Source organism: Saccharopolyspora erythraea NRRL 2338, from assembly GCF_000062885.1.
Classification (GTDB): domain Bacteria; phylum Actinomycetota; class Actinomycetes; order Mycobacteriales; family Pseudonocardiaceae; genus Saccharopolyspora_D; species Saccharopolyspora_D erythraea.
In genome coordinates this window covers 8161580-8187983 of the sequence record NC_009142.1, presented here as the reverse complement: position 1 = coordinate 8187983, position 26404 = coordinate 8161580, and the positions used below count along the sequence as shown (strand labels likewise).

Here is a 26404-nt window from a genome sequence, read left to right as displayed (position 1 = left end):
AGCAGCGCTCGACTTCTTGCGAGACCGCGTTGAACGTCCGCTGACGACGCTTCGACGCGGTGACCCCTCACGCCCGGTAGGGCTGGGGGGTTTCGCTTTTTCCGGGGACGGCACACTTAGAGGGCACGATCCGCGCGTTCGGGCGAGAAGGCAGGAAAGGTACGCACACCATGAGTGGCCAGGCAGAGGGCTCGACGAACACCGAAGAGGTCCCGCGGTTCCGGTACACCGCGCAGACCGCAGCCGAGATCGAGCAGCGCTGGCAGCGGCGCTGGGAGGAGCTCGGCACCTTCCACGCGCCCAACCCGGCCGGCTCGCTGAAGGGCGAGGTCAGCGACGAGAAGCTGTTCGTCCAGGACATGTTCCCGTACCCGTCGGGGTCGGGCCTGCACGTCGGGCACCCGCTGGGCTTCATCGGCACCGACGTCTACGCCCGCTTCAACCGGATGCTGGGCAAGAACGTGCTGCACACGATGGGCTTCGACTCGTTCGGCCTGCCCGCCGAGCAGTACGCGGTGCAGACCGGTACCCACCCGCGCACCACGACCGAGAAGAACATCGAGCGGTACCTGACCCAGATCCGCAGGCTGGGGCTGGGCCACGACGAGCGCCGCCGGGTCGCCACCACCGACATCCCGTTCTACCGCTGGACGCAGTGGATCTTCCTGCAGATCTTCCACTCCTGGTACGACACCGACGCCGACCGCGCGCGCCCGATCAGCGAGCTGGAGGCGCAGTTCGCCGCCGGTGAGCGCGCGACGCCCGACGGCCGCCCGTGGGCGGAGCTGTCGCGCACCGAGCAGCGCCGGATCATCGACTCGTACCGGCTGGTCTACCTGTCGGAGGCGCCGGTGAACTGGGCGCCGGGCCTGGGCACCGTGGTCGCCAACGAGGAGGTCACCGCCGACGGGCTGACCGAGCGCGGCAACTTCCCGGTGTTCCGCCGCAACCTCAAGCAGTGGATGATGCGGATCACCGCCTACGCCGACCGCCTGATCGACGACCTGGACCGGCTGGACTGGCCGGACAAGATCAAGACGATGCAGCGGAACTGGATCGGCCGCTCGCAGGGCGCCAACGTGGTGTTCCCGCTGGACGGCTCGGCGGGCAGCATCGAGGTCTTCACCACCCGGCCCGACACCCTGTTCGGCGTGACCTACCTGGTGCTGGCGCCGGAGCACCCGCTGGTCGACGAGCTGACCGCGGCGCAGTGGCCGCAGGACCCGGACCTGCGCTGGACCGGCGGCGCGGCCACGCCGGCCGAGGCGGTCGCGCAGTACCGCCGCGCGGCGTCGATGAAGTCGGACCTGGACCGCCAGGAGAACAAGGAGAAGACCGGCGTCTTCACCGGTGCCTGGGCCACCAACCCGGTCAACGGCGAGCAGGTGCCGGTGTTCATCGCCGACTACGTGCTGATGGGCTACGGCACCGGCGCGATCATGGCGGTGCCCGGCGAGGACCAGCGCGACTTCGACTTCGCCGAGGCGTTCGGCCTGCCGGTGGTGCGCACCGTGCAGCCCTCGGAGGGCTTCGAGGGCGGTGCATACAGCGGTGAGGGCCCGCGGATCAACTCCGCGAACCCCGACGTGGGCCTGGACCTCAACGGCATGCACCTGGACGAGGCCAAGAAGACCATCATCGAGTGGCTGGAGTCCCACAAGCACGGCTCGGGCACCGTCCAGTACAAGCTGCGCGACTGGCTGTTCGCGCGGCAGCGCTACTGGGGCGAGCCGTTCCCGGTCGTCTACGACTCCGACGGCATCCCGCTGGGGCTGCCGGAGTCGGAGCTGCCCGTGGTCCTGCCCGAGGTCGCCGACTACTCGCCGCGCACCTTCGACCCGGAGGACGCCGACAGCAGGCCGGAGCCGCCGCTGGCCAAGGCGACCGAGTGGGCCAACGTCGAGCTGGACCTTGGCGACGGCCTCAAGAACTACGAGCGCGACACCAACGTCATGCCCCAGTGGGCCGGTTCGTGCTGGTACCAGCTCCGCTACATCGACCCGGACAACGACCAGGCGTTCGTCGACCCGGCCAACGAGCGGTACTGGATGGGCAAGCGTCCGGAGCTGCACGGTCCGGACGACCCGGGCGGCCTGGACCTCTACATCGGTGGCGTCGAGCACGGCGTGCTGCACCTGCTGTACTCCCGCTTCTGGCACAAGGTCCTCTACGACCTGGGCCACGTGTCCTCGGAGGAGCCCTACCGGCGCCTGTACAACCAGGGCTACATCCAGGCCTACGCCTACACCGACTCGCGCGGCGTGTACGTCCCCGCCGAGGAGGTGGAGGAGCGCGACGGGAAGTTCTTCTTCCAGGGCGAGGAGGTCCGCCGCGAGTACGGGAAGATGGGCAAGAGCCTGAAGAACTCCGTCTCCCCGGACGAGATGGCCGACGCCTACGGCGCGGACACGCTGCGGCTGTACGAGATGGCCATGGGCCCGCTGGACGCTTCGCGGCCGTGGGCGACCAAGGACGTCGTCGGCTCGCACCGGTTCCTGCAGCGGCTGTGGCGCAACGTCGTCGACGAGAACACCGGCGAACTGCGCGTCACCGACGACGAGCCCGCGATCGAGGTGCTGCGCGCGCTGCACAAGACGATCGCCGGGGTCCGCGAGGACTACCGCGAGCTGCGGTTCAACACCGCGGTGGCCAAGCTGATCGAGCTGAACAACCTGCTGACCAAGGAGTACTCGGCGACGGGCGCGCCGCGTGCGGTGGTCGGGCCGCTGGTGCTGATGGTCGCTCCGCTGGCGCCGCACATGGCCGAGGAGCTGTGGTCGAAGCTGGGCCACGACGGGAGCCTGGCGCACGGTCCGTTCCCGGAGGCCGACGAGCAGTACCTGGTCGAGGACACCGTCGAGTACCCGATCCAGTTCAACGGCAAGGTCCGCTCGCGGATCGTCGTCCCGGCCTCCGCGGGCCAGGACGAGGTGAAGGCGGCGGCGCTGGCCGACGAGAAGGTGGTCGCGGCGCTGGACGGCCGCGAGCCGCGCAAGGTCATCGTGGTGCCGGGCCGGCTGGTCAACGTGGTCGGCTGAGCACGTGCCGCACAACGCCGGGTCATCCGCGGATGATCCGGCGTTTCCGTTCTTGAGCCCCGTTCGCGGTAGACAGGGTGACGACGCCGCTTGCCGCAGGGCGTGCGGCATCACATAGCGAGGTTACCGACGGGTAACTACGCTCGGCGGTGTCGACGCCTACCTTTGGAGGGCCCATGGACGTCCCGAAGACCCCGGCTTCCTTCGATCGCGCCGAACTCGCCGAACTGCTCGACGGGCGATGGGCGCAGGTGCGGACCCACGTGCGGCGGGCCCTGACCGGCGTCGACCTCTCCCCCGGCGACCACCTCGACACCGAGTCCCACCGCGCGCGGACGCTGGAGCAGCTGCACCTGCTGGTCGAGAGCGGGATCACCGGACTGGGCTTCCCGCTCTCGCACGGCGGCCAGGGCGACACCGGCGGCTCGGTCGTCTCGCTGGAGATGCTGTCCGGCAACCTGTCGCTGATGGTCAAGGCCGGTGTGCAGTGGGGCCTGTTCGGCGGCGCGGTCGTCGCGCTCGGCACCGACCGCCACCACGACCGCTACCTGGCCCGGATCATGGACCTGCAACTGCCGGGCTGCTTCGCGATGACCGAGACCGGCCACGGCTCCGACGTCCAGCGCCTGCGCACGACCGCCACCTACGACCCGGCGACCGAGGAGTTCGTCGTCCACACCCCGCACGAGGCGGCGCGCAAGGAGTACATCGGCAACGCCGCCCGCGACGGCCGGATGGCGGTGGTGTTCGCACAGCTGATCACCCGAGGCGACCGCCACGGCGTGCACGCGCTGCTGGTGCCGATCCGGGACGAGCGGGGAAACCCGCTGCCGGGCGTGCACATCGAGGACTGCGGCCGCAAGGCCGGTCTCAACGGCGTGGACAACGGGCGCCTCACCTTCGACCACGTGCGCGTCCCCCGCGAGGCGCTGCTCAACCGCTACGGCGACGTCGAACCGGACGGCACCTACGCCAGCCCGATCGCCAACGAGAGCAAGCGGTTCTTCACCATGCTCGGCACCCTGATCCGCGGCCGGATCTCGGTGGCGGGCACCGCGGGCGGTGCCGCCAAGCTCGCGCTGCGGATCGCGCTGCGCTACGCCGACGCGCGCCGCCAGTTCGAGCGGCCCGGCACCGGCGAGGAGACCGTCGTCCTGGACTACCTGGCCCACCAGCGCAAGCTGCTGCCCGCGCTGGCGAAGTCGTTCGCGCTGCACTTCGCGCAGGAGGAGCTGGTCAGCACCCTGCACGACATGCAGAGCTCCGACGACGCCCGCGCGCAGCGGGAGCTGGAGTCGCGGGCGGCCGGGCTCAAGGCGGTCACCACCTGGCACGCCACGCAGACCATCCAGACCTGCCGCGAGGCCTGCGGCGGCGCGGGTTACCTGGCGGAGAACCAGCTCCCGCAGCTCAAGGCCGACACCGACGTCTTCACCACCTTCGAGGGCGACAACACCGTCCTGCTGCAACTGGTCGCCAAGGGGCTGCTGACCAACTACAAGGACCAGTTCGACGACATCGGCACGCTGGGCATGGCCCGCTTCGTCGCCGACCAGTTCGTCGGCGCCGTCATCGAGCGCACCGCTGCGCGGCCGTTGGTGCAGCGGCTCGCCGACGCCGCGCCGGGCAAGGACGACGAGAACGTCATCTTCGACCGGGGCTGGCAGCTGCGCCTGTTCGACGACCGCGAGAAGCACGTGCTCGACGGACTGGCGCGGCGGCTGCGGCGGGCGACGGGCAAGGACGCCGACCCGTTCGAGGTGTTCAACAACGCTCAGGACCACGTGCTGAAGGCGGCGCGGGTGCACGTCGACCGGGTCGTGCTGGAAGCGTTCGTCGCGGGCATCGAGCGGTGCCGCGACCGCGACACGGCGGCGGTGCTGGAGCGGCTGTGCGACCTGTACGTGCTGTCCACGGTGGAGGAGGACCGCGCCTGGTTTTTGGAGCACGAGCGGCTGAACTCGCGCCGGGCCAAGTCGGTCACCGAGGCGGTCAACGCGCTGTGCGGCCGGCTGCGGCCGCACGCGGTGGACCTCGTCGAGTCCTTCGGCATCCCGGACCAGTGGCTGACCGCCCCGATCGCCACCGGTGCGGAGGCCGGCCGCCAGGAGGCGCAGCGGGCGTACGACGAGGGCTGACCTGCCGGGCCACCCTTGTCGACTACTGGAGGCCGATCTCCCGGGCCAGTTCCGAGAGCATCGAGTCGAAAAGCATGTCGGCGTGGTTGAGGTCGAACGGGAACCGCCCGAACACCTCCAGCGCGACGTGCCCGTAGAGGCGGACCCACCAGCGCAGCAGCGCGTAGACGGCCTCCGGCCGCAGCGCCTCCGGCGGCACCTCGATCCCCTTGGCGGCGAACGCCTCGGCGAGTTCCCGCTGCTCGCGCGAGAAGTCGAGGTGACCCGCGTCGGGCACCGACGCCAGGTTGTCCTGCGACACGCCTTCGGCCATCAGCGGGCCGACGAACCGGAGGAAGACACCGGCGAACTGGTCCTGCCCGGAGCGGCGGTCGGTCTCGGCGGGCGGGCTGCCGAACACCAGCGAGAACTCCTGCGGGTGCTCCAGCGCCCACTGCCGGAACGCCCGGCACACCGCGAAGACCCGCTCGCGGTAGTCGGCGTCGGCGGGTTCGAGGCCGGCCGAGAGCACTGCCGCCAGGTCGGTGCAGATGTCGTCGCAGAGGGTGCGCAGCAGGTCCTCGCGCGAGTCGTAGTAGCGGTAGAGCGCCGGCGCGGTGATGCCGAGCTCGCGTGCGATGGCGCGCAGGGTGACCGCGTCGCGTCCGTGGCCGACGAGAAGTGCGCGTGCGTGGTGGCGGATCTCCTGGTCGGTCGCCGCCCGCATCCGTTCGCGCCGGGTGACCTCGGTCATCTGCCGCTCCATCGTCTCGGTGTCCGTGCCGGGTGGCTACAGTAGCGAACGACCTCGATTAACGATGTTCACAAAGTTGACGCCATTAATGGTCGGGGCCGGTGGGAGCGTCCCACCCGGCGACCGCTGGAATATCCGTCCGAGCCGGACCGTTGGCCCACCGGACGCGCAAGCCGGCAGAGAAGAGGAGAGCCGTGTCGCAGGAAGTCGTCGTGTACACCCGCCCGGGCTGCCCGTTCTGCACGTCGCTGCGCGCCGGGCTCCGGCGGGAAGGCCTGGAGTTCACCGAGGTCGACATCTGGCAGGACCCGGAAGCGGCGGCGGTGGTGCGCTCGATCGCCGACGGCAACGAGACGGTGCCGACCGTCGTCGTCGGGTCGTGGTCGGCGGTGAACCCGTCGTCGCGGGCCGTGCTGGAGGCGGTCGCGCAACACGCCCCGGAACTGCTGCCCGCGCAGCGGCCTTCGGCGGTGCGCGGAGCGCTCAACGCGCTGGGATTCTCCAAGTCCAAGGACAGCACGCACGGCTGAACGAAAAGCGCCGCTGGCGGAATCCGCCGCGGCGCCTGGAGAACTACCAGGGGCCGACCGCACGGGGGGCGTTGCGGTCGGCTCCCGGCTTTGTTGAGATCGTCGGTGGCGCGATACCGACGAGCATCAACTAATAGAGTCTGACGCTCGACGGGGCCGAAAAGATGCGGGGTGCCCGCAAATTACCCTCGAACGGGTGGACGCGAACGGCCGTATCGCGTCTCCGGAGTGAAAGGTGTCCGGTGGGTGGGACGCAGAACCCACCGGACACGATCCTCCACAGTGGTCCCTCGATGTGCTGATCGGCTCGAAACCCCCCGGTCCGAGCTACGTCAGGCCATCACGAGAACGGGGCCGATGCGGCCGGAGGAGGCGTGGAACCTCCTGCTGCGGCGGTGTTCCTCCTCGGCCTCGTGGAACGGGTCGGCGGCACCGGCGTTCCGGCGCTGGTCGGCGAAGCTCGTGTCGACCGGTTCTCCTGGAATGGGCACGTGCATCTGCGGTACCTCATCTCTGGTCGGCGGAAGTTCGTCCTGTGCGTTGGTTCTGCGCTCCCGGTCGGTTCGGGGATCCGGTCTGTCCGGCTCCGCCGCGCCTCCGGTCCGGCTCATCACCGCGAGCATCGCGGTGACGCGGTCGATCTCACCGGTGATCGAGTTCGGGGTCGGTTCGGCGATCGCGGCTGGTGCTCCGTGGTGCTGTGCCATGACCCAAGATTGCTGCTTCCGGGTGGCCCCGGGGATCCGTACGCCTACTCATGCGTTACTCATCGGTAATGCAGGCCTTGCTCTGTACGAGTGACGTAAGAACCACTGACGTCGTAGCGAATGCGCAGCGTGTGCGTCGCGCGCGGGCCGAACGGTTGATGCGTGCCTACGATCGTCCCAAGGTGGAACACTGGAAGGTATGGTCTAGACCATGTCTCGTTTGAGTGGTGTCGGAGTCAGCTCCGGCCGCGCCTCCGGACCGGTCGCCAGGGTGAGCGAGCCGCTGCCGGAACCCGCCTCCGGACCCGCGCCGGCGGACCCCGCGGCCGAGGCCGCCCGCATCCGCCCCGCCGCCGACGCCGTCGGCGAACGCCTCTTCCAGCGCGCTTCGCGCGTCGACGGCGACGCCAAGGCGATCCTGGAAACCACCGCCGCCATGGCGATGGACCCCGCGCTGACCAGCCAGGCCGAACAGCTCGTCACCAGCCGCTCGCTGTCCGCGGCGCGCGCGGTCCACGAAGCGGCAGGCGGCTTCGCCGACGCGCTGCGCTCGGCGGGCGGCTACATGGCAGAGCGCGCCCGCGACGTCCAGGACGTGCGCGACCGGATCATCGCCGAGCTGCTCGGCATCACCCCGCCAGGCGTCCCGGAGCTGGAGGAGCCGAGCATCCTCGTCGCCCACGACCTCGCGCCCGCCGACACCGCCGACCTCGACCCCGCCATGGTCCTCGCGCTGGTCACCGAGGAAGGCGGGCCGACCAGCCACACCGCGATCCTCGCGCGGGCGCTGGGAATCCCCGCAGTGGTCGCGGTGCGCGGGCTGTTCGAGGACACCGGGTTCGCCGGCGCGGTCGTCGACGGCGACACCGGCGAGGTCGAGACGCTCGACGACGCGGTGCCTGCCGAAGCCGCCCAGCGGGGCGCGCCCGCCGAGTGGAACGGCGTCGGTGCCACGGCCGACGGCCACGCGGTGAATATCGTGGCCAACATCGGGTCGGTCGCCGATGCCCGCACCGCCGTCGAGGCCGGGGCGCAGGGCGTCGGCCTGTTCCGCACCGAGTTCTGCTACCTCGCCGCCGACGACGAGCCGCCGGTGGCGACCCAGCGCTCGGCCTACGGCGCGATCCTCGCACCGTTCACGGGCAGGCCGGTCGTGGTGCGCACCCTCGACGCCGGGGCGGACAAGCCGCTGGCTTTCCTCAACATGGGTGTGGAACCCAACCCGGCGCTCGGAGTGCGCGGTGTGCGGGTGTCCTTCGACCGCCAAGGCGTGCTCGACCGCCAGCTCGAGGCGATCGCCGGTGCCGCCGCCGACTCCGGCGCCGACGTGTCGGTGATGGCGCCGATGGTCTCCACCGCCTCGGAAGCGGCGTGGTTCGCCGGGCGGGTGCGCGCCGCCGGTCTCGGCCGGGCCGGGGTGATGATCGAGGTCCCCGCCGCCGCGCTCAGCGCGCGGGAGATCCTCGAGGTCGTCGACTTCGTCAGCATCGGCACCAACGACCTGGCCCAGTACGTCTTCGCCGCCGACCGGATGGCGGGCGCGCTGGCCGCGCTCAACGACCCGTGGCAGCCGGCGTTGCTGCGGCTCGTCGGGATGGTCGGCGAGGCGGGTGCCGAGCTGGGCAAGCCGGTCGGCGTCTGCGGCGAGGCCGCCGCCGACCCGCTGCTCGCCCGCGTCCTGGTGGGGCTGGGCGTCACCAGCCTGTCGATGGTCCCGGCGGCGGTGACCGGCGTCGGAGCGGCCGTCGCCGGCGGTTCGCTGGACGCCTGTCGGCGGGCGGCCGAAGCGGCGCTGGGCGCAGCCGACCCGGCCGAGGCCCGGCAGCGGGCGCGGGAAGCGCTGGGCTGACGGGGCGGGCCGCCGACGGCGGCCCGCGCACCCTCACCGCTGGTCCGGGTCGGCCTCCTGGTCGAGGCCGTGCTCGATCGCGTAGCGCGCGAGCTCAACCCTGTTGTGCAGCTGGAGCTTGCGCAGCGTCGACTGCACGTGGTTCTCCACCGTCCGGTGCGAGATCACCAGCTTGTTGGCGATCTGGCGGGCGGTCAGGCCCTTGGCGACCTGCCGCAGCACCTCGGTCTCCCGGTCGGTCAGCTGCGGCGCGCGGTCTCCGGAGTCCGGCGTGACCGCCATCCGCCGGTACTCGCCCAGAACCAGGCCGGCGAGCCCCGCCGTGAACACCGCGTCCCCGGCCGCGGTCCGCTGCACCGCGTCGACCAGCTCGTCCACCGACGCGGACTTGACCAGGTAGCCCGACGCGCCGGCCTTCACCGCTTCGAGCACGTCGCTGTGCTCGCCGCTGGCCGAGAGCACCAGCACCCTCGTGCCGGGGATCTCCTGGGTGATCTGGCGGGACGCCTCGACCCCGGAGGTGTCCCCGAGGTTGAGGTCCATCAGCACCACGTCCGGCTTCACGGTGCGCGCGATCCGCAGCGCCGAGACGGCGTCCCCGCTGGTCGCGCGCACCTCGAAGCCGCGCTCCTGGAGATCCCTCGCCACTCCGTCACGCCACATCGGGTGATCGTCGACCACCATCACGGAGACGTGCGGCTCGGTCATCGTTGTCCTCCTTCGCGGCGCTTGGCAGGGCCCGCGCCGTCGCCGCGAGGGACCCGTACCTCCCATTCCGTGCCCTCTCCGGGGGCAGTGTCGAGCGTGATCGTGCCACCGAGGCTGTGGATCCGGCCGCGGATCGACTGGGCGACACCCATCCGGCCCTCCGCGGCGGCCTCGTCGAGCCTGCCGTCGGGTATCCCGGGGCCGTTGTCGCGGATGCTGAGCACGATCTCCTCCGGCAGGTCCTCCAGCAGCACCCACGCCTTGGCGTCCTCGCCCGCGTGCCGTTCCACGTTGGCCAGCGCCTCCCGCACCACGGCGTAGAGGTCGGAACCGACCTGCTCGGGCAGCATGACCTGCGTCGCGGGCACCGACACCTGCACCTTGCCGGTGCGCAGAACCTGGAGCTGCGCGGCGAAGTCGGTCTCGCCGTCCTCGGTGGGGTCCGGCGGCGTTGTCGCGATCAGCGAACGCAGCGCGATCTCCTGCTCTCCCGCGAGCTTGCCCAGTTCGGCGGCCTCCCCGCCGAGCTCGTTGCCGCGTTTGCGCACCCGCGCGAGCACCTGCAGAACGCTGTCGTGGATGGAACGCGCGAGCCGTTCCCGCTCGGCGGTGGCGGCCTCCGCGCGCAGCGCGCGGGCCAGCCGCTCGGTTGACCGGCGCGCGGTGTCCGACGCCATCCCCAGCAGCAGGCCGGTGCCCACCATCAGGAGGGTGTCCATCCACATCGCCGGGGTGACGGTCCACCGGATGAGGAAGTTGCAGCCCGAGGCGACGACACCCGAGATCCCGCCGCCGACCAGGCCCCACTGGGCGGCCGCCGCGGTGATCGCCGTCGCGTGCCAGACGCTGACGACGGAGGGGTCGCCGTTCTTCATCGACGGCTCGCTCATGACGAACTCGCAGAGCAGCACCAGCGCCGTGACCAGCACCTGGTCGGCGAACACCAGCTTGTTGGTGCGGCCGGAGCGCTTCCGGTAGCGCCAGATCGTGAAGACCGTCCACAGCAGCATCACCGCGAGGATCGCCACCGCGAGCCAGGGCCGGACGTAGTCCCGGTACTGGACGGCGAACCACACGCACGCGTACAGGAACGTAACCACCCGAAATGCGTTGTGCGCACGCCAGATGGGTGAGCGGCCGTCGGTGACGCGGGGCTGCGGCGACGACGTCGGGTGCCCCGGCGTGGGGGATGTGTGCGCTGTGGACACGTCTGCGGCTCCTTCCAACTGCAACATCCTGCCTCACTGCGCGTGAGTACCGAGACCGCCGGAATAGGCACTCTGCGTGTTTGTGATCACCGTCCGGCTCAACCCGAATGGCCCCGGTTCGTGCCCTTCTGCCGGATGGGGTGCTGTGCCAAGCTCGCCTGGGGGAGGTGAGAAGGCTTCATGGGGGGATGGCTGTTGTGGAGACTTCGTCCACCGGCACTGGTCTACGTACTTCTCGTGCAGGCATCGGCACTCGGTCTGGTCGTTCCGGTCGTGGCCACCTCGCGGCCACCGCAGCAACGCGACCTCATCATGTTCACGATGCTGGCGATCACCGCGGGTACCGTCATCGTGGCGACCTCGGTGTCGATCACCATGCGCCACCAGGTGCGCCGCAACCCGTGGACGATCCACATCACGTACCTGGCCGCCGGCGTGCTGACGCTGCCGCCGAACCTGCTGGTCCTGCTGCTGCTCGGACCCGCGTTGCACGGGGTGCTCGACGTCCGGCCGGAGCTGCACCGCTGGATGTTCACCACCGCCGCGACCACCATCGCGGTGTTCTCCGCCCGCTGGGTCGCGGGCTGGGAGCATCCCGGCTGGTCGCCGGTGCAGTTCGTGCTGGTCGGTGCCGTGCTGCTGGTGGTGCGGGCGCTGGTGGTGGCGATCGGGTTGCGGCTGCGCAACCCGGCGGCGCCGCGCCAGGAGGTGCTGGGGGATCCGATCGACGTGCTGCTGGGGATCGTCGCGGCGAGCCTCGGCGGGCTGCTGGCCATCGCGCTGGTCGCCGAACCGGCCAGCGCGCTGCTGGCGGGTCCGCCGCTGGCGCTGCTCGACCTGGCCAGCCAGCTGCCGCAGTGGCGGCGTTCGGCGCAGCGGGACGGCAAGACCGGGCTCGCCAACGCGATGCACTGGGACCGGCTGGCCCGCGTGGAGCTGGCCCGCGCCCGGGCGCGTTCGCACCCGACCGCGGTGCTGCTGCTCGACCTGGACCACTTCAAGCGCGTAAACGACGAGATAGGCCACATGGCCGGCGACGCCGTGCTCGCGGCGGTGGCGCTGATGCTGCGGGGCAGCGTGCGGCGCGAGGACGTCGTCGGCCGGTTCGGCGGTGAGGAGTTCGTGGTCCTGCTGCCGGGCGCCAACTCCGAGATCGCGTGCACGGTCGCCAACCGGGTGCGCATCTCCACCGCGTCGCTGTCGGTACCGGCGCGCGACATCAAGGGCAACTACCGCGAGCTCAACGACCTGACCGTCAGCATCGGCGTCGCGACGACCTCGCGGTTCGGCTACGAGCTGTCGGACCTGCTGGTCGCCGCGGACGCGGCGCTGCTGGCCGCCAAGGCGGCCGGGCGCAACGCGGTCACGATGGCCTGACGACCGGCGTCACGACTCCGCCGTCACGACTCCGCCGTCACGACGACGGTTTGCCGTCGGACTCCGGCGGTTCGGCCGGGCCTTCCGGCTCGACCTCCTCTTCCGACTCCGGCGGCGGGAGCTCTCCCTCGGCCTCGTCGGAGGTCAGCGACCGGATGGCGGAGTTCAGCACGGCCACCAGCGGCACGGCCAACAGCGCGCCGATGATGCCGGAGATGACCACGCCGACGCTGATCGCCAGCACGACCGCGAGCGCGTGCAGCTGCACGGCACGGCCGAGCAGCAGCGGCTGCAGCACGTTGCCCTCGATCTGCTGGACCGCCAGCACCACGCCCAGCACGATCAGCGCCGCGATCCAGCCGTTGGTCACCAGCGCGACGAGCACCGCGACCGCGCCGGAGGCGACCGCACCGACGATCGGCACGAACCCGCCGAGGAACACCAGAGCGGCCAGCGGCACCGCGAGCGGCACCCCGACGGCGACCAGGCCGATCCAGATGCCCAGCGCGTCGACGACGGCCACCAGCGCAGTCGCCCGCACGTAGCCGACCAGCGAGGCGAAGCCGCGGCTTCCCGCGCGGTCGATGCGGTCGCGGTTCTCCGCGGGCACGATCCGGATGACGAACAGCCACACCCGGCGGCCGTCGTAGAGGAAGAAGATAAGCGTGAACAGCGCCAGCAGCAGGCCGGTCAGGAAGTTGCCGAAGGTGCCCGCGGTGGTGAGCACACCGCTGGTGACGCCCTGGGTCAGGGTCGCCTGGTTGTTCTTCAGCCACTCCTCGGCCTGCTCGACGTAGGTCGTGATCTGCTGGTCGTTGAGGTGCAGCGGACCGGTCGACAGCCAGTCCCGGATGCCGTTGAGGCTCAGCACGACCTGCGCCTGCAGCTGCGGGAAGCCCTCGATGAAGGCGTTGATCACGAAGGTGAGGACGCCTCCGACCACGCCCAGCCCGCCGACGAGCACCACCGCGGTCGACAGCGCCCGCGGCACCCGGTACCGCGCGAGGGTGCCGACCGCCGGTGCCAGCAGCGCCGCCAGCAGCAGCGCGATGGCCACCGGGATCACCACGACGAACAGCCGCGACACGATCATGCCGAGCACGTAGAGGGCGCCGAGGATCACCAGCAGCCGCCAGCTCAGCGCCGCGCCGACCCGCAGCGGGCGGGGGATCGCGCCGGCCGCGTCGTCCGGGCCCGTGATCTTGAAATCGCTCACACCGCAACCGTATCGCCGGGAGCGGCCCCGCCGGAGGAGGAAAAGACGATCCACGGCCGGTGAGCCGCAGCACTCCGCAGGCGCACGCGATCACACGATGTAGCGATGTTGTCGCGCTGCGGATGCGGAATCCGGCCCTGCTTTGGCAGGCTCGCCGTCGGCACCCACCAGGGCGCACGGGCCGAGCCGCAGGGCACGCCCGTCACATGGCCGCCAGCAGCGACGCCGAGGAGGCGGAGACCAGATGCCGGAAGCCGACCGGGAACCGCGGAGTGACCGCGGCTTGCGGTTGCTCTCCCGGGTGCTGGTCGTCGCGGGCGCGGCGGTCGCGGGTTCTTCCGCCGCGTGGCTGGTGGGATCGCCGGCCGAGGCCGTCGAACTCCCACCGCTCCTGCCGCTGCCTGCCGTCGAGGACGTCGTCGGCGGGCAGCACCGGCTCATCCCCGCGGTCGCGGACGGCCCGTCGGATTTCGGGCTGCCCGAGCTCGACCCGGCCGCGCTGGTCGCCCGGTCCGGTCTGGTCGACGGGTCCGCGTTGGTCGACGGGTCCGGGGCGCGCGAGCTGCTCGTCCCGGCGGCGGAACCGGTCGCGCAGGCGCTGCACGAGACCGCCGTCGAGCCGGTGCAGCGGGTCGCGGACTCGGCGGTGACGGCCTCCGGCCAGCGCGCCGAGCAGGTGTCGCACACCGTCGGCCGTGAGCTCGCCGAGCTGAGCCGTCCGCTGCTGCTGCGCGGTGAGTTCCCGGCGCAGCACGACCAGTCGCCGGTGCGGGCTCCGCAGCTCCCGCCGGCCACCGGCCCGGCGCTGCAGCCCGCAGCTCCCTCTCCGGCCACTGTGGACAATCCGGGTGCTGCCGAGCGCGTTGCGCGACCCAGCTCCGAAAGCCAGGGCGGGAAACCGGCTTCGGCCGACGGTGATTCGGAAACGCCGCGTTCGCGGCAGATCCCGGTCCAGCCCCGGCCTTTCACCATTCCAGTCTCCGCGCCCGGCTCGACCGGGAGCGGCACAGCCGCCGACGGGCACCACAACGGTGTCGGAATCGGTTGGCACCCCAGCGGTCCGAGCGGTGCCGCGGCGTTCATCCGCGTGCCCGCACGCGGCGCCGCACCAGCGCTGACCGGCAGGCCGGTCCCGCAGCCCGGCATCACGCCCGACTGACATCGCCCTCCCAGGTCCGCCGACTCGGCGTGACATATGCGCGTTGTCATATTCCATTTGATTTCCCGGGGAATTGAGCGCCCGGCCGCCTTTGCGGGCGAATGCCGAGGTCGGGTTCCCGGCAAGACCACCAGCCGCGCAGACGTGATCAACATCTGGTGACGGCATCCCCCTGACAGTTGATTTTCATCCCCCTCGTGGGGAAATATCTTGGAGGAGAGTTACATGCAGACTTGGGCGAAGCGCGGTGTGCAAGCCGCGCTGGTCACCGGTGGCATGCTGGCCGCTGGAACGGGGGTCGCATCGGCCGCCGAGACCTGCCCGGACCGTCCGGCCTCGTCTCTGGGAGAGTCGTTGCTGCCGCCCGCGATCGACGGCTTCGGCGAAGACACGCCCCGGCACCAAGCGTGCTTCGCAGGGGAGCTGTTCCCCGAGGAGTCCGCTTCCTCGGACACGGTCGTCTACAACAGGCCGCTCGTCGACCACCGCTCCGCCGACGCCCGCACCACCACCATGCTCGGCACCCTGGACCCGCTGCGCGACGTGGTGGCCGCCATCGACGAGGCACCCACCCAGGAGATGCCCAGCCTCGGCGCTTCGCACTGGATTCCCGAGCAGCAGCCGGTCCGCCGCATGGAACTCGCCGGCTGGGTCGCCGACACCACCGAGGCCCGCGCGGTCGACATGCGCGGCGGTCAGTCCAACGTCCTCTTCGGACTGCTGCCCAACGGCGCGCAGCCGGAGCGCGGCCACGGTCCGGTCGGCACCCCGGCCGAGGGCTTCCACCGCTCGCTGAGCTGGACGGGCCCGATCGGTGACGTCGTGCAGAGCGGCGCGCACCACCTCCAGGAGGGTGCGTTTCGACCGGGTGCGGGCCAGGATGTCGCTCACGAGCTCGTGATCCCCACTTCGGACCCGGCCGTGGTCGAGCACTTCGAGCGCGCGGACGGCATCGTCGAGCTGTGGCAGGAGGCGCGGGAGCGCAGCCAGGCGCTCTCGGCGCCGCTGCTCGAGCCCGAGGAGGAGCTGGACCTCACCTCCGCCGAGCTGCCCGGCGCCGACCAGCACCTGATCGACGTGCCGCACCGCCTGGTCGAGCACTCGCTCGAGGCGCCGAAGCCCGTCCCGCATGCGTCGCCCAAGGACATCATCCCGCTGACCGTGCCGGGCGAGCACCAGGACGCGGCCGCCGACGTGCCGTCCCTGCCGCCGATGGCGCTGCTCAGCCTCGACCCGCACGGCGCCACGGGCCGCAGCGGTGACCCCGTCGAGGCTCCGCTGCCCGCCCTCGGCGAGCTGCACGCCCTCGGCGGCGGCTCGACTTCGACGCCCACGGTCAACCGCATCGCCGATGCGCTGTCCGGCGACGCCGCTCCGCGCTCGGTGTTCTCGACCAACCCCGCCGCGTCCCCGGTCGAGGTCATGACCGTCGACGACCTGACGGCCGCGCTGCCGGTCGAGCGCATGGTGACCGAGAACCCGTTCCGCTCCGCTCTCGAGCCGAGCGAGCTGACCGGCATGGCGCTGCCGCTGCTGGACGCCCCGTCGGACTTCGCCGCTGCCGCGGACTGGAGCACCGTGCCGAACCTGATGCCGGTGCGCACCGGCATGCCCCTCCCGGCGGGTGAGCCGCGCCGGAACGAGGACCTGGTCGACACCGTGGTGTTCAGCCGCATCTGATCACGACGGCGAAAAGCCGGGGCGGGAGAACTCCCGCCCCGGCTTTTTCACGTCGTTCTCGCGGTCAGCCCACCGGTGTCGCACTCGCCTGCGGCTGCACGGCCGCCGCGCCGCGCCGGCCCCGCCACCAGAGCGCGGCGCAGTAGACCAGGAACGCCAGGCCGAAGTAGACGTATGAGTTGCCGATCAGGTGCTCGAAGAAGTTCCAGCGCAGCTCCTTGCCCTGGCCCTGCGGCACCTTCCAGTGCGGGCCGAGGGTGAAGAACCCGGCCGCGAGCGTCGTGGCCAGCAGCAGTGCCCAGTCCCGCCGGGTGAAGGCGCCGCCCGCCAGCAGCAGCAGCGCCGGGATCGCCCACACCCAGTGGTGCGACCAGGAGATCGGCGACACCAGCAGCGCCAGCACCCCGTTGATCGTCACCGCCATCGGCAGGTCGCGCTGGCGGATCGCATGCACCATCCCGGCCACCGCCAGCGCCAGCACCACCGCGGCGAGCAGCACGAAGAACACCGTCGGCGCAGGCACCCCCAGCTTGGTCAGCAGTGAGCGCAGCGACTGGTTGCCCGCGTAGACCGTGGCGTCACCGGTGAACTTGGGGCCGAACGAGACGTTGCTGGTGGAGAACACCTCGCGCGTCCAGAACTCGCGCGCGTTGGCGAAGGTCACCGCGAAGCCCAGCAGCGCGGTCGCCACGAACGTCAGGGCCGCGGTGATGATCATGCGGCCGTCCCGCCGCAGGACGAGGAACAGCAGGAACGCCGCCGGGGTCAGCTTCAGCCCGGCGGCGATGCCGATCAGCAGCCCGCGCGGGTAGGGCAGCCTGCGATCGCCGTCCACCCGCCACAGGCAGTCGACGGCCACCAGCGCCATCAGCACGATGTTGATCTGGGCGTAGGTGAGCGTCTCCATCACCGGCTCGGTGACGGTGGCCAGCGGCAGCACCGCCGCGGTCACCAGCAGCACCTTGTCCCGGTGGGCGACCAGGAACGTCGACGCGCTCAGCAGCACGTACAGCGTGACCAGCAGCGCGAGGTGGCTGACCAGCATGATCGCCGCCGTCGAGGCGACCTTGGGGACCAGCGCCAGCGGCGCGAACAGGATCGCGGCGAACGGCGGGTAGATGAACGGCAGGCTCAGCCCGGACTCGGTGGCAGGCAGGTCGCCGTAGACGTCCCGGCCCGCCAGCAGCGCCTTCGCGCCCAGCCGGTACACCTCGCCGTCGATGTGGTCGTGCGGGTTGATGGTGGACACCAGGATCACGGCGATCAGCTCGGCGACCGCGATCACCACCAGCAGTGGGCGCTGCTCGCGCAACCGCTCTCGCAGGCCGCGCTCGGCGGGTTCGGCTCCAGTCACCGGCACATCTCCCCATCAGGTCTTCGCCGCTGCCGCCGCGCCTCGGCGGCCCCGACAAGGGTAGAGGCCGGGCGGTCGGCACCGGCGCGGTATCCGTGCGCGCGGCGGCGGTGTCCGACGGGTTTTCGCCCGCGGGAAACCCGGCAGACGCGCCCGGTTCCCCGCCAAGATCGCAGGATCGGGTGAGCAAGGTCGCGCGGAGGGCTGGACACCCACTGACCCTGGGTCATGCGCGGTTCCGTAATACCACCGTTACGGGTGGTAGCTGTGCCCTTGAATTCGGACCCATCGGAAGGGGAGGCTCGAACGGACTGCTCCGTTTGGTGGGGAGGAGGGGGCCGAATGAGTGTCCTCGATGTGACCACACCGGCTCAGCTCACGCCGGTCTGGGATGAACTCATCACCGGGCTGACCGTCGGCGTCCTGCTCACCGATCACCGTGGCCAGGTGCTGGCCACCAACGACGTGGCCGCGGAACTGCTGCAGCTAGACAGGTCCGACGTGCTCACCGGGACGCGGCCGGAGGACTGGCAGGCCCGCGACGACACCGGTGCGCCCATGCCGGACTGGTCCGAGCTCGCGGGTCAGGTGCTGCGGGCCGGGTCGCCGCTGTCCACGCCCATGGTGATCGTGCGCGGCGGTCGCGCGCAGAGCCGGCTGTGGGCGGACTACCACGCGGTCCGCGTGCAGGGCCACAGCCGCGTGCTGATGCTGCTGCAACCGGTGCAGACCGACGTGCCGCACAGCCGCGGCCTGATCGACCCGCTTACCGGCCTGCCCGGCCGCATCCTGCTGCTCGACCGGCTCGAGCAGTCGCTCGTGCGCGCGCGGCTCAACGGCACGCTGGCCACGCTGGTGCTGGTCGACGTGCACCGGCTGGCCGAGTTCAACCAGCAGCACGGCTTCGAACGTGGCGACGAACTGCTCACCACGCTCGCGGCACGGCTGCGCGAGGGCATGAGCGACGACCGCACGGTCGCCCGCTACGGCGGCGACGAGTTCGCGGTGATCGCAGAGCACCCCAGCGGCACCGGCGAGGAGATCGCCGAGCAGATCCGCCAGACCGCCGGGTGGCCGATGCGGATCGGGCGCAGGCGCGTGCGCCCGGGCCTGCGCGTGTCTTGGGTCACCACCGACGGTCACGCCACCGTGCACTCCGTGCTCGCCCGAGCCGAACAGCAGTTGCAGCGCTGAGTGCCGCGCGGTCCGCGGACGGCGAAGACCGCCGGAGGCACGCCTCCGGCGGTCTTCGCGTGACGGGCAGGTTCGCGCGGGGTCAGTTCTCGCGCTTGCGGTCGATGAAGTCCTCGACGGCCTGGTAGGCCGCGGAGTCGGAGTACTGCTCCGGCGGCGACTTCATGAAGTAGGAGGAAGCAGACAGGACCGGGCCGCCGATGCCGCGGTCCTTGGCGATCTTCGCCGCGCGGATGGCGTCGATGATGATGCCCGCCGAGTTCGGCGAGTCCCAGACCTCGAGCTTGTACTCCAGGTTCAGCGGCACGTCGCCGAAGGCGCGGCCCTCCAGCCGGATGTAGGCCCACTTGCGGTCGTCGAGCCACGGCACGTAGTCCGACGGGCCGATGTGCACGTTGCGCTTGCCGAGGTCGCGCTGGACCTGGGAGGTGACCGACTGGGTCTTGGAGGTCTTCTTCGACTCCAGCCGCTCCAGCTCCTTCATGTTGAGGAAGTCCATGTTGCCGCCGACGTTGAGCTGCATCGTGCGGTCGAGGTGCACGCCGCGGTCCTCGAACAGCTTGGTCAGCACCCGGTGCGTGATGGTGGCCCCGACCTGCGACTTGATGTCGTCACCGACGATCGGCACCCCGGCGTCGGCGAACTTCTTCGCCCACTCCGGGTCGGAGGCGATGAACACCGGCAGCGCGTTGACGAAGGCCACGCCCGCGTCGAGGGCGGCCTGGGCGTAGAACTTGTCGGCCTCGTCCGAGCCGACGGGCAGGTAGGACACCAGCACGTCGACCTCGGCCTCGCGCAACGCGCGGACGATGTCGACCGGCTCCTCGTCGGACTCCTCGATCGTCTCCCGGTAGAAGCGGCCGAGACCGTCGTAGGTGTGCCCGCGCTGAACGGTCACGCCCAGCGGCGGCACGTCGGCGATCTTGATGGTGTTGTTCTCGCTGGCGACGATGGCCTCGGAGAGGTCGCGGCCGACCTTCTTGGCGTCGACGTCGAACGCGGCGACGAACTGCACGTCACGCACGTGGTAGTCGCCGAACTGCACGTGCATCAGGCCCGGGACCCGGGTGTCCGGGTCGGCGTCGGCGTAGTAGTGGACACCCTGCACGAGCGACGCCGCGCAGTTGCCGACCCCGACGATCGCCACCCGTACCGCTCCTGCACCGCGGCGGTCTGCGCCCATGGCAGGGCCCTCCTTCTTGGTCATCTGTCGTGTCCTCGCGATTCCCGCCGGCCTCCCAGTGGCCCGCCGGCGTCCGAGCCCGCCCGTTCGTGCTCGATGATCTCGTTGAGCCAGCGAACCTCGTGCTCGCTGTGCTCCAGGCCGAGCTCGTGCAGCGCGGTGGTGTAGTGGTCCAGCCCACCACCGGTCAGCACCGAACGCAGCCCCTCCCGGCGCTCCTCCACCCGCCGCCTGCGCGCCTCCAGGATCCGCATCCTGACCTCGGCAGGCGTCCGCGAGAAGAACGCCACGTGCACCCCGAAGGCGTCGTCGTCGCAGGCCTGCGGACCGCAGTCCCCGACCAGGTCGGCGAACCGCTTCCTACCCGCGGCTGTGAGCCGGTACACCCTCCTGGCGCGCCGTCCCAGGCCGTTGCCCGGTCCGGACGCCTCCTCCTCGATCAGCCCGGCCCGCAGCAGCCTGCGCAACGTCGGGTACAACGTTCCGCAGGAGAAGGCGCGGAACGCTCCGAGCAGGCCGTTCAGCCGCTTCCGCAACTCGTAACCGTGCATCGGGGCGTCATGCAGCAGACCCAGCACGGCCAGCTCGAGCATGCGCACCTCCTCATGGCCGGACGATCGGCTCGCCAGCGGGGCATCATATCGCCCCGATATATCGGGTGCCGAATTCGGCGGTCGGGATGTGCTGTTCCCGACACACCTGGTCAGCGCGGTCGTGGTGGCTGCCCTGAACGGCGCATGGAGCGTTCGCCTCCGGCACGTACCCTGTGGTCGTGCGGACCCAACGGCAGGTGGTGGATTACGCGTTGCAGCGCAGGTCGCTGCTCGCGCAGGTCCACTCTGGCCGCGTCGGGGTGATGGAGGTCTGCGACGCCGGCCCGTACCTGCTGCGGGCCGCGAAGTTCCATGGTGAGCCCAGCGACGTGACCTGCCCGGTGTGCCGCAAGGAACCGCTGACGTTGGTCTCGTGGGTATTCGGCGATGAGCTAAAGCACGCCTCGGGGTCGGCGCGGGCCCCGGAGGAGCTCGCCCGGATGGCGACCATGTTCGAAGAGTTCAACGTCTATGTCGTAGAGGTATGCCGCACATGTAGCTGGAACCACCTGGTGCAGTCGTACGTCCTCGGGACGGGCGGGTTGAACAACCGCCGGTCCCGGCGCAAGACTGCGGCAGAGTGAACAGGCCGTGTCCCCCGGCACGGCCGTCCGCACCCGGTGCGGCGGACCCCCGACGTGAACGCATCGCCCGGCGTCCCATGACGCCTGTCCTGGAGGCCAACTCGTGAACGACGAGCGTGACGACCGCGACCGCGGCCGCCACTCGCGGCAGCCCAATGACGGTCGAGACTTCGGCAGACCCGACGACCGAAGCGCGCCACCGGCTCCGCAACGCCCGGGACCGCCGCAGCGGCCCGGCGACCAGGCTCGCCCGCCGCAGGGTCCGCCGCAACCGCCGCGCGGTCAGGGGCGTCCCGGCGGACCGCCGGGCAGGCCGCCTGCCGGAGGGCCGCAGTGGCCGGGCGAGCCGCCCGCGGGCGGCCGCGGCGGCGACCAGGGCACCCGGCAGCAGCGCCCGGCGCCGCCGCCCGGCGGTCCGGCCTGGCCGGAGGCGGAGCCTCCGCAGGAGCGGACCGGTGCCTGGAAGCCGTCGTTCGACGACGACGATGACGACTCGTCGTCGCTCGGTGACCGCCTGAGCGGCCGCGACCAGGGCGCGGGCCGCGGTGGCGGCAACGGCGGAGGGGGCAACCTCGACCTGCCGACCACCTACTCGCAGCAGCCTCCGCCTCCTCCGGCGGGGCGCCAGGGGCCACCACCTCCGCCCGGCGGGCAGCGTCCCGGCCAGCGGCCTCCGGCCGGCGGCCCGCAGGGCCCGGGTGGTTCCCAGGGGCCCGGGGCGCAGCAGGGGCCCGGCGGTCCGCGTCCGGACGGGCAGGGCCCGGCCGGCCAGGGGACGCGGCGGGTACCGCCGCCGCCCGGACGTCCGCCCCAGGCGCCACCCGGCGAGCAGCCGACCGAGAACATCCCGCAGCATCCTGGCGACCGCGGTGACGCGACCCGGCGTGGTGGCGCCGCAGCGGCGGGCGCCGCGGGCGCTGCTGCCCTGGGGGCGGCGGCCGCGGGCGCCGGTGCGGCAGGTGCCGCCGGTGCCGCGGGCAGCGGTGCGGCCGGCGCGGCCGGTGCCGCGGGGCAGGCCGCCGGAGGGTCGGCGCCGGAGCCAAAGCTGCTCACGCACCAGGAGTCCAGCGGCGGCTACAACTACTACGCGGACGAGGCCGCCTCAGGGGACGACGCCTACGACTACGACGACCCCTACACCGCGGACGCGCACGACGACGGCTACGACGACTACCGGGACGGCGACCATGCCGACGACGACCCCGACGGCGACTTCGGCGACCCGGACGACGAGCTGATGGCCAAGAAGGCGCGCAGGCGCACGATGTGGCGGCGCATCCGGCGGTCCTGCTACGTCGCGGCCGCACTGATGATCCTGGTGCCCACCGCCGTCTTCGCCTACGGCTACTTCGCCTGGCCGGTGCCGAACCCGGAGGCGACCGCCGCGAAGACGGACCAGACGATCACGCTGAACTACGCCAACGGCGAGGTCATGACGCGGTACACGCCGAACGACGGCAAGCCGCGCAAGATGATCCGGAACCTGCGCGAAGAGGTCTCCGAGCCGATGCGCAACGCGACGCTCGCGGCCGAGGACGCCACGTTCTACGACAACCCCGGCTTCGACATCATGGGCATCGCGCGTTCGGCCTACTTCATGGTCAGCGGCGGCGGTGTCGGCGGCGGTTCCACGCTGACCCAGCAGTACATCAAGCTGGACCAGGACCTCACCAGCAAGGAGTCGCCGTACGTCCGCAAGGTGAAGGAGGTCGTGCTCGCCCTGAAGATGACCAGGGAGCGGCCCAAGGACGAGATCCTGATGGCCTACCTGAACACGGCTTACTACGGTCGCGGCGCCTACGGCATCGACTCCGCCGCCAACGCCTACTTCGGCAAGTCGCCGAAGGAGCTCAACGCCGCCGAGTCCGCGGTCCTGGCGGGCATGGTGCAGCGCCCGACCGAGAACGACCCGCGCTACGACCCGGTCCAGGGCCAGGAGCGCTGGGAGTACGTGATCGGCCAGATGGTGAAGAACAACTTCGTCAGCAAGGCCGAGCGGGCGAACATGACGCTGCCGGTGACGCTGCCCCGCGACGAGTGGCGCAGCACCCGGTCGATGTCGCCCAACCAGCGCCACGTCCTCAAGCAGGTGCTGGCCGAGCTGGACAAGGCGGGCTACAACGAGAGCACGCTGTCCCGCGGGGCGTTCACGATCAACACGACCATAGACCCGGCCGCCCAGAAGGCCGCCGAGGAGGCCGTGGCCGAGGCCACCAAGGGCCAGCGGCCCGAGCTCAGGCCCGCGCTGGTCGCGGTGGACCCAAAGACCGGCGGCGTAAAGGCGTACCACGGCGGCAACGAGGCCGGCGGCTTCGACTACGCCGACGCGATGCAGGAGCCGGGCTCGTCGTTCAAGCCGTTCGTCGTGGCGGCCGCTCTGGAGCAGGGCAAGGGCATCGGCGAGGTCTACGACGGCTCGTCGCCGCGGACGATCCTCGGCACACCGTTCGCCAACGCCCGCGGCATCAAGTGCGACGTCCCGACCTCGTGCGGTGTGCGCGAGGCCATGACCAAGTCGGTCAACACCGTCTTCGTCCAGATGGCGGCGGACATCGGCACCCCCAAGGTCGCCGAGGCGGCGCAGCAGGCGGGGATCCCCGACAAGTACAACGGCAAGCCGAGCCTGCGCAGCTCCAACGGCGGTGTCGACGCCGGTATCGCGCTGGGCATGTACCCGGTGCGGACCATAGACATGGCCAGCGCGTACGGGACGTTCGCCAACAAGGGCACGCGGGTCAAGCCCCGGTTCGTGCAGAGCATCAGCAGCTCCTCGGGCACCATCGAGCTGCACCAGGACTGGAAGCCCGAGCCGGCGTTCTCCGACGATGATGACGAGAGCAAGAACATCGCGGCCAACGTCACCGAGACGCTGCTCAACGTGGCCAAGGAAGCCGACCTCGGGCTGAAGGGCAACCGCCCGGTCGCGTCCAAGACCGGTACCCACCAGTACCTGGACACCGAGAACAACTCGAAGGCGTGGATGGTCGGCTACACCCCGCAGATCTCGGCGGCGGTGTCGCTCGGCGCCAACGACGCCGAGCACCCGGTCCTGCCGATCAAGGACATCAGCGGCAAGCCGATCTACGGATCCGGGGTGCCCGGCGACATCTGGCAGCTGTTCATGAACGCCTACCTCGAGGGAAAACCGGTGGAGAAGTTCGACAAGGCCGTCCCGATCGGCCAGTACGACACGCTGCCTCCTCCGCCGCCGCCGACCTCGGCCCCGCCGACCACCTCGGCGCCGCCGACGACCTCGGCCCCGCCGACGTCTCAGACCAGCGGTTCGGAGGAGCCGTCGGAGACCCAGACCTCCGGCGAGCAGCCGTGCGGTTGGTTCGGCTGCGACGACGAGGAGAACGGCGGCGACCCGAATAACGGCGGACCGGGCAACGTGGCGCCGCCGACGCGCGAGTTCGGCGGCTGACCCCGCGCGATCGGCGCGGCTGAGCAGGACGACCCCTGGGCCGAGGTGGCGTGATCCACCCGCCCAGGGGTCGTCGGCGTTCCAACGCCGTAGCATCCCGGGGCGTGTCCACCTCGCCCGAGAAAGCCAGCACCGAGACGTCCGAGCCCGTGAGCGCGGCTGTGGACGGCGACTCGCTCGGTCCGGCGGACCGGGTGGCCCCGACCTGGACCGAGTCGGTGGCCCTGCGCCTGAGCAGGCCGTTCGGCGGGCCCCTCGGCAGGCACGCCCAGGTCGGCAGGCAGTGGTTCTGGACACCGCTGCGGGTGGTGCTGCTGCTCGCGACGCTCACCCTCGCCGCGGGCTTCCTGTTCAAGGCGCCGTGCCTGCAGACCTACGACACCAAGAACGGCCAGCAGCTCGACTGGCGCAACAGCCGCCAGTACACGGCGATGTGCTACACCGACATCATCCCGCGCTACGGCATGGGCGACCTCGCGCCGGACGGCGTCTTCCCGTACAAGACGGCGTGGCTGGAGAGGGCGGGCACCCCGCAGGAGAAGGTCCGGTACATGGAGTACCCGGTGCTCACCGGGCTGTTCCAGTGGGTCAACGCCAAGATTGCGGACGGCTGGTCGACGCTGGCGAGCATGGGCTGGCTGCCGGCCATGATGATCACCGTCCTGTACTTCAACGTCAGCGTCTTCTGGCTGACGGCGGCGTGGCTGACGACGGTGTGGGCGCTGGTGATGCTGTGCCGCAGACGGGTGTGGGACGCCGCGCTGGCCGCGGTCAGCCCGCTGGCGTTCGTGCACGTCTTCACCAACTTCGACGCACTGGCCACCGCGTTCGGCACCGCCGGGCTGCTGGCGTGGTCGCGGCGCAGACCGGTGCTCGCGGGCGTGCTGATCGGCCTGGGCGGTGCGGCGAAGCTCTACCCGCTGTTCTTCCTCGGACCGCTGCTGGTGCTGTGCCTGCGTTCCGGCCGGCTGCGCGAGGGGATGCACACGCTGCTGGCGGCGGCGGTGAGCTGGCTGGCGGTGAACCTGCCGATCCTTCTGCTCTACCCGACCGGATGGCGGGAGTTCTTCCGCCTCAACGCCGAACGCCCGGCCGACCCGGACTCCCTCTACAACGCGCTGTCCTACTTCACCGGCTGGCCCGGCTTCGACGGGCCGCTGGCGTCCGGTCAGGCCCCGGTCGTGCTCAACCTCGTCAGCGGGGCGCTGTTCGTGCTGGCCTGCGCCGGCATCGCCTGGCTCGCGCTGGCCGCCCCGGTGCGCCCGCGGCTGGCGCAGCTCTGCTTCCTGGTGGTCGCGGTGTTCCTGCTGACCAACAAGGTGTGGAGCCCGCAGTACTCGCTGTGGCTGGTGCCGCTGGCGGTGCTGGCGATCCCGCGCTGGCGGCTGCTGCTGTCGTGGATGCTCGTCGACGCGCTGGTGTGGGCGCCGCGCATGTACTACTACCTCGGCACCGGCAACAAGGGCCTGCCCGAGGGCTGGTTCCTGGGCGCGGTGGTCCTGCGGGACGCGGTGGTCGTCGCCCTGTGCGTGCTCGTCGTCCGCGAGATCCTCGACCCCGCCCGCGACCGCGTCCGCACCACGCTGGCGTTGCGCGGTAACCGCACCGCGCCCGTCGCCGACGATCCGTGCGGCGGTTTCCTGGACGGTGCGCGGGACCGCTTCACCCTGCCCGGCCTGCGCCACCGAGGCGGCGCCGACCGGGTCCCGGCAGGGCAGCCGTCGTAGCC

The 26404-nt window shown here is 71.2% G+C and carries 19 protein-coding genes; 11 read left to right on the top strand and 8 right to left on the bottom strand.

Annotation, left to right across the window (positions count from 1 at the left end; all coding sequences use genetic code 11):
• Positions 1-170: 170 nt before the first annotated feature.
• Positions 171-3038 carry a leucine--tRNA ligase gene (leuS, locus tag SACE_RS35585; RefSeq protein WP_009945755.1) on the top strand — a complete coding sequence of 956 codons (2868 nt, stop codon included), beginning with the start codon at positions 171-173 and terminating at the stop codon, positions 3036-3038.
• 176 nt (positions 3039-3214) lie between these two features.
• Positions 3215-5176 carry an acyl-CoA dehydrogenase family protein gene (locus SACE_RS35580; protein WP_009945757.1) on the top strand — a complete coding sequence of 654 codons (1962 nt, stop codon included), beginning with the start codon at positions 3215-3217 and terminating at the stop codon, positions 5174-5176.
• Between the two features lie 22 nt (positions 5177-5198).
• Here SACE_RS35580 and SACE_RS35575 read toward each other — a convergent pair whose 3' ends face one another.
• Complete coding sequence (locus tag SACE_RS35575) at positions 5199-5909, bottom strand: TetR/AcrR family transcriptional regulator (RefSeq protein WP_009945758.1); 711 nt, start codon at positions 5907-5909, stop codon at positions 5199-5201.
• Positions 5910-6103: 194 nt separating this feature from the next.
• Here SACE_RS35575 and SACE_RS35570 point away from each other — a divergent pair, with 194 nt between their 5' ends.
• Positions 6104-6439 (top strand): glutaredoxin family protein, encoded by a 336-nt coding sequence (locus tag SACE_RS35570; RefSeq protein WP_009945759.1) that lies wholly within the window; start codon positions 6104-6106, stop codon positions 6437-6439.
• Between the two features lie 332 nt (positions 6440-6771).
• Here SACE_RS35570 and SACE_RS35565 read toward each other — a convergent pair whose 3' ends face one another.
• The gene (locus SACE_RS35565; protein ID WP_009945761.1) at positions 6772-7146 is read right to left on the bottom strand and encodes a hypothetical protein; all 375 of its coding nucleotides are present in this window, start codon (positions 7144-7146) and stop codon (positions 6772-6774) included.
• Positions 7147-7357: 211 nt separating this feature from the next.
• On the opposite strand from SACE_RS35565, the gene ptsP reads away from it, so the two are divergent.
• A complete protein-coding gene (ptsP, locus tag SACE_RS35560; protein WP_011875335.1) occupies positions 7358-8995 on the top strand; it encodes a phosphoenolpyruvate--protein phosphotransferase in 1638 nt (545 codons plus the stop codon).
• Between the two features lie 33 nt (positions 8996-9028).
• Here ptsP and SACE_RS35555 read toward each other — a convergent pair whose 3' ends face one another.
• Both SACE_RS35555 and macS read right to left on the bottom strand, forming a co-directional pair.
• On the bottom strand, positions 9029-9703 hold the full coding sequence (locus SACE_RS35555) for a response regulator (protein WP_009945764.1): 675 nt from the start codon (positions 9701-9703) through the stop codon (positions 9029-9031).
• Positions 9700-10938, bottom strand: a complete 1239-nt coding sequence (gene macS / locus SACE_RS35550) for a MacS family sensor histidine kinase (RefSeq protein WP_081468292.1) — start codon at positions 10936-10938, stop codon at positions 9700-9702. The genes SACE_RS35555 and macS overlap by 4 nt, the downstream gene beginning before the upstream one ends.
• A 210-nt stretch (positions 10939-11148) precedes the next feature.
• Between macS and SACE_RS35545 the strand changes: the two genes are divergently transcribed.
• Positions 11149-12288, top strand: a complete 1140-nt coding sequence (locus SACE_RS35545) for a diguanylate cyclase (protein WP_009945767.1) — start codon at positions 11149-11151, stop codon at positions 12286-12288.
• A gap of 37 nt (positions 12289-12325) precedes the next feature.
• Here the strand turns inward: SACE_RS35545 and SACE_RS35540 are convergent, their stop codons facing one another.
• On the bottom strand, positions 12326-13504 hold the full coding sequence (locus tag SACE_RS35540) for an AI-2E family transporter (protein WP_009945769.1): 1179 nt from the start codon (positions 13502-13504) through the stop codon (positions 12326-12328).
• A 244-nt stretch (positions 13505-13748) separates the two neighbouring features.
• On the opposite strand from SACE_RS35540, the gene SACE_RS35535 reads away from it, so the two are divergent.
• Together SACE_RS35535 and SACE_RS35530 are read left to right on the top strand one after the other, a co-directional pair.
• The gene (locus SACE_RS35535; RefSeq protein ID WP_009945770.1) at positions 13749-14663 is read left to right on the top strand and encodes a hypothetical protein; all 915 of its coding nucleotides are present in this window, start codon (positions 13749-13751) and stop codon (positions 14661-14663) included.
• Positions 14664-14888: 225 nt separating this feature from the next.
• A complete protein-coding gene (locus SACE_RS35530; RefSeq protein WP_011875331.1) occupies positions 14889-16343 on the top strand; it encodes a hypothetical protein in 1455 nt (484 codons plus the stop codon).
• 64 nt (positions 16344-16407) lie between these two features.
• On the opposite strand, the gene SACE_RS35525 is transcribed toward SACE_RS35530, so the two are convergent.
• A complete protein-coding gene (locus SACE_RS35525) occupies positions 16408-17697 on the bottom strand; it encodes a glycosyltransferase 87 family protein (RefSeq protein WP_011875330.1) in 1290 nt (429 codons plus the stop codon).
• 342 nt (positions 17698-18039) lie between these two features.
• Here SACE_RS35525 and SACE_RS35520 point away from each other — a divergent pair, with 342 nt between their 5' ends.
• The gene (locus SACE_RS35520; RefSeq protein WP_009945773.1) at positions 18040-18891 is read left to right on the top strand and encodes a sensor domain-containing diguanylate cyclase; all 852 of its coding nucleotides are present in this window, start codon (positions 18040-18042) and stop codon (positions 18889-18891) included.
• A gap of 82 nt (positions 18892-18973) precedes the next feature.
• On the opposite strand, the gene SACE_RS35515 is transcribed toward SACE_RS35520, so the two are convergent.
• A complete protein-coding gene (locus tag SACE_RS35515) occupies positions 18974-20098 on the bottom strand; it encodes an inositol-3-phosphate synthase (RefSeq protein WP_009945774.1) in 1125 nt (374 codons plus the stop codon).
• Positions 20095-20667 (bottom strand): PadR family transcriptional regulator, encoded by a 573-nt coding sequence (locus SACE_RS35510; RefSeq protein WP_009945775.1) that lies wholly within the window; start codon positions 20665-20667, stop codon positions 20095-20097. Before SACE_RS35510 ends, SACE_RS35515 begins: the two co-directional genes overlap by 4 nt.
• A 179-nt stretch (positions 20668-20846) precedes the next feature.
• On the opposite strand from SACE_RS35510, the gene SACE_RS35505 reads away from it, so the two are divergent.
• The 3 genes from SACE_RS35505 to SACE_RS35495 all read left to right on the top strand — a co-directional run bounded on the left by SACE_RS35505 (position 20847) and on the right by SACE_RS35495 (position 26402).
• On the top strand, positions 20847-21251 hold the full coding sequence (locus SACE_RS35505; protein ID WP_029621532.1) for a DUF5318 domain-containing protein: 405 nt from the start codon (positions 20847-20849) through the stop codon (positions 21249-21251).
• A 103-nt stretch (positions 21252-21354) separates the two neighbouring features.
• Positions 21355-24675 carry a transglycosylase domain-containing protein gene (locus SACE_RS39880; protein ID WP_011875327.1) on the top strand — a complete coding sequence of 1107 codons (3321 nt, stop codon included), beginning with the start codon at positions 21355-21357 and terminating at the stop codon, positions 24673-24675.
• Between the two features lie 104 nt (positions 24676-24779).
• Positions 24780-26402 carry a glycosyltransferase family 87 protein gene (locus SACE_RS35495; RefSeq protein ID WP_011875326.1) on the top strand — a complete coding sequence of 541 codons (1623 nt, stop codon included), beginning with the start codon at positions 24780-24782 and terminating at the stop codon, positions 26400-26402.
• The last annotated feature ends 2 nt before the right edge of the window (positions 26403-26404 follow it).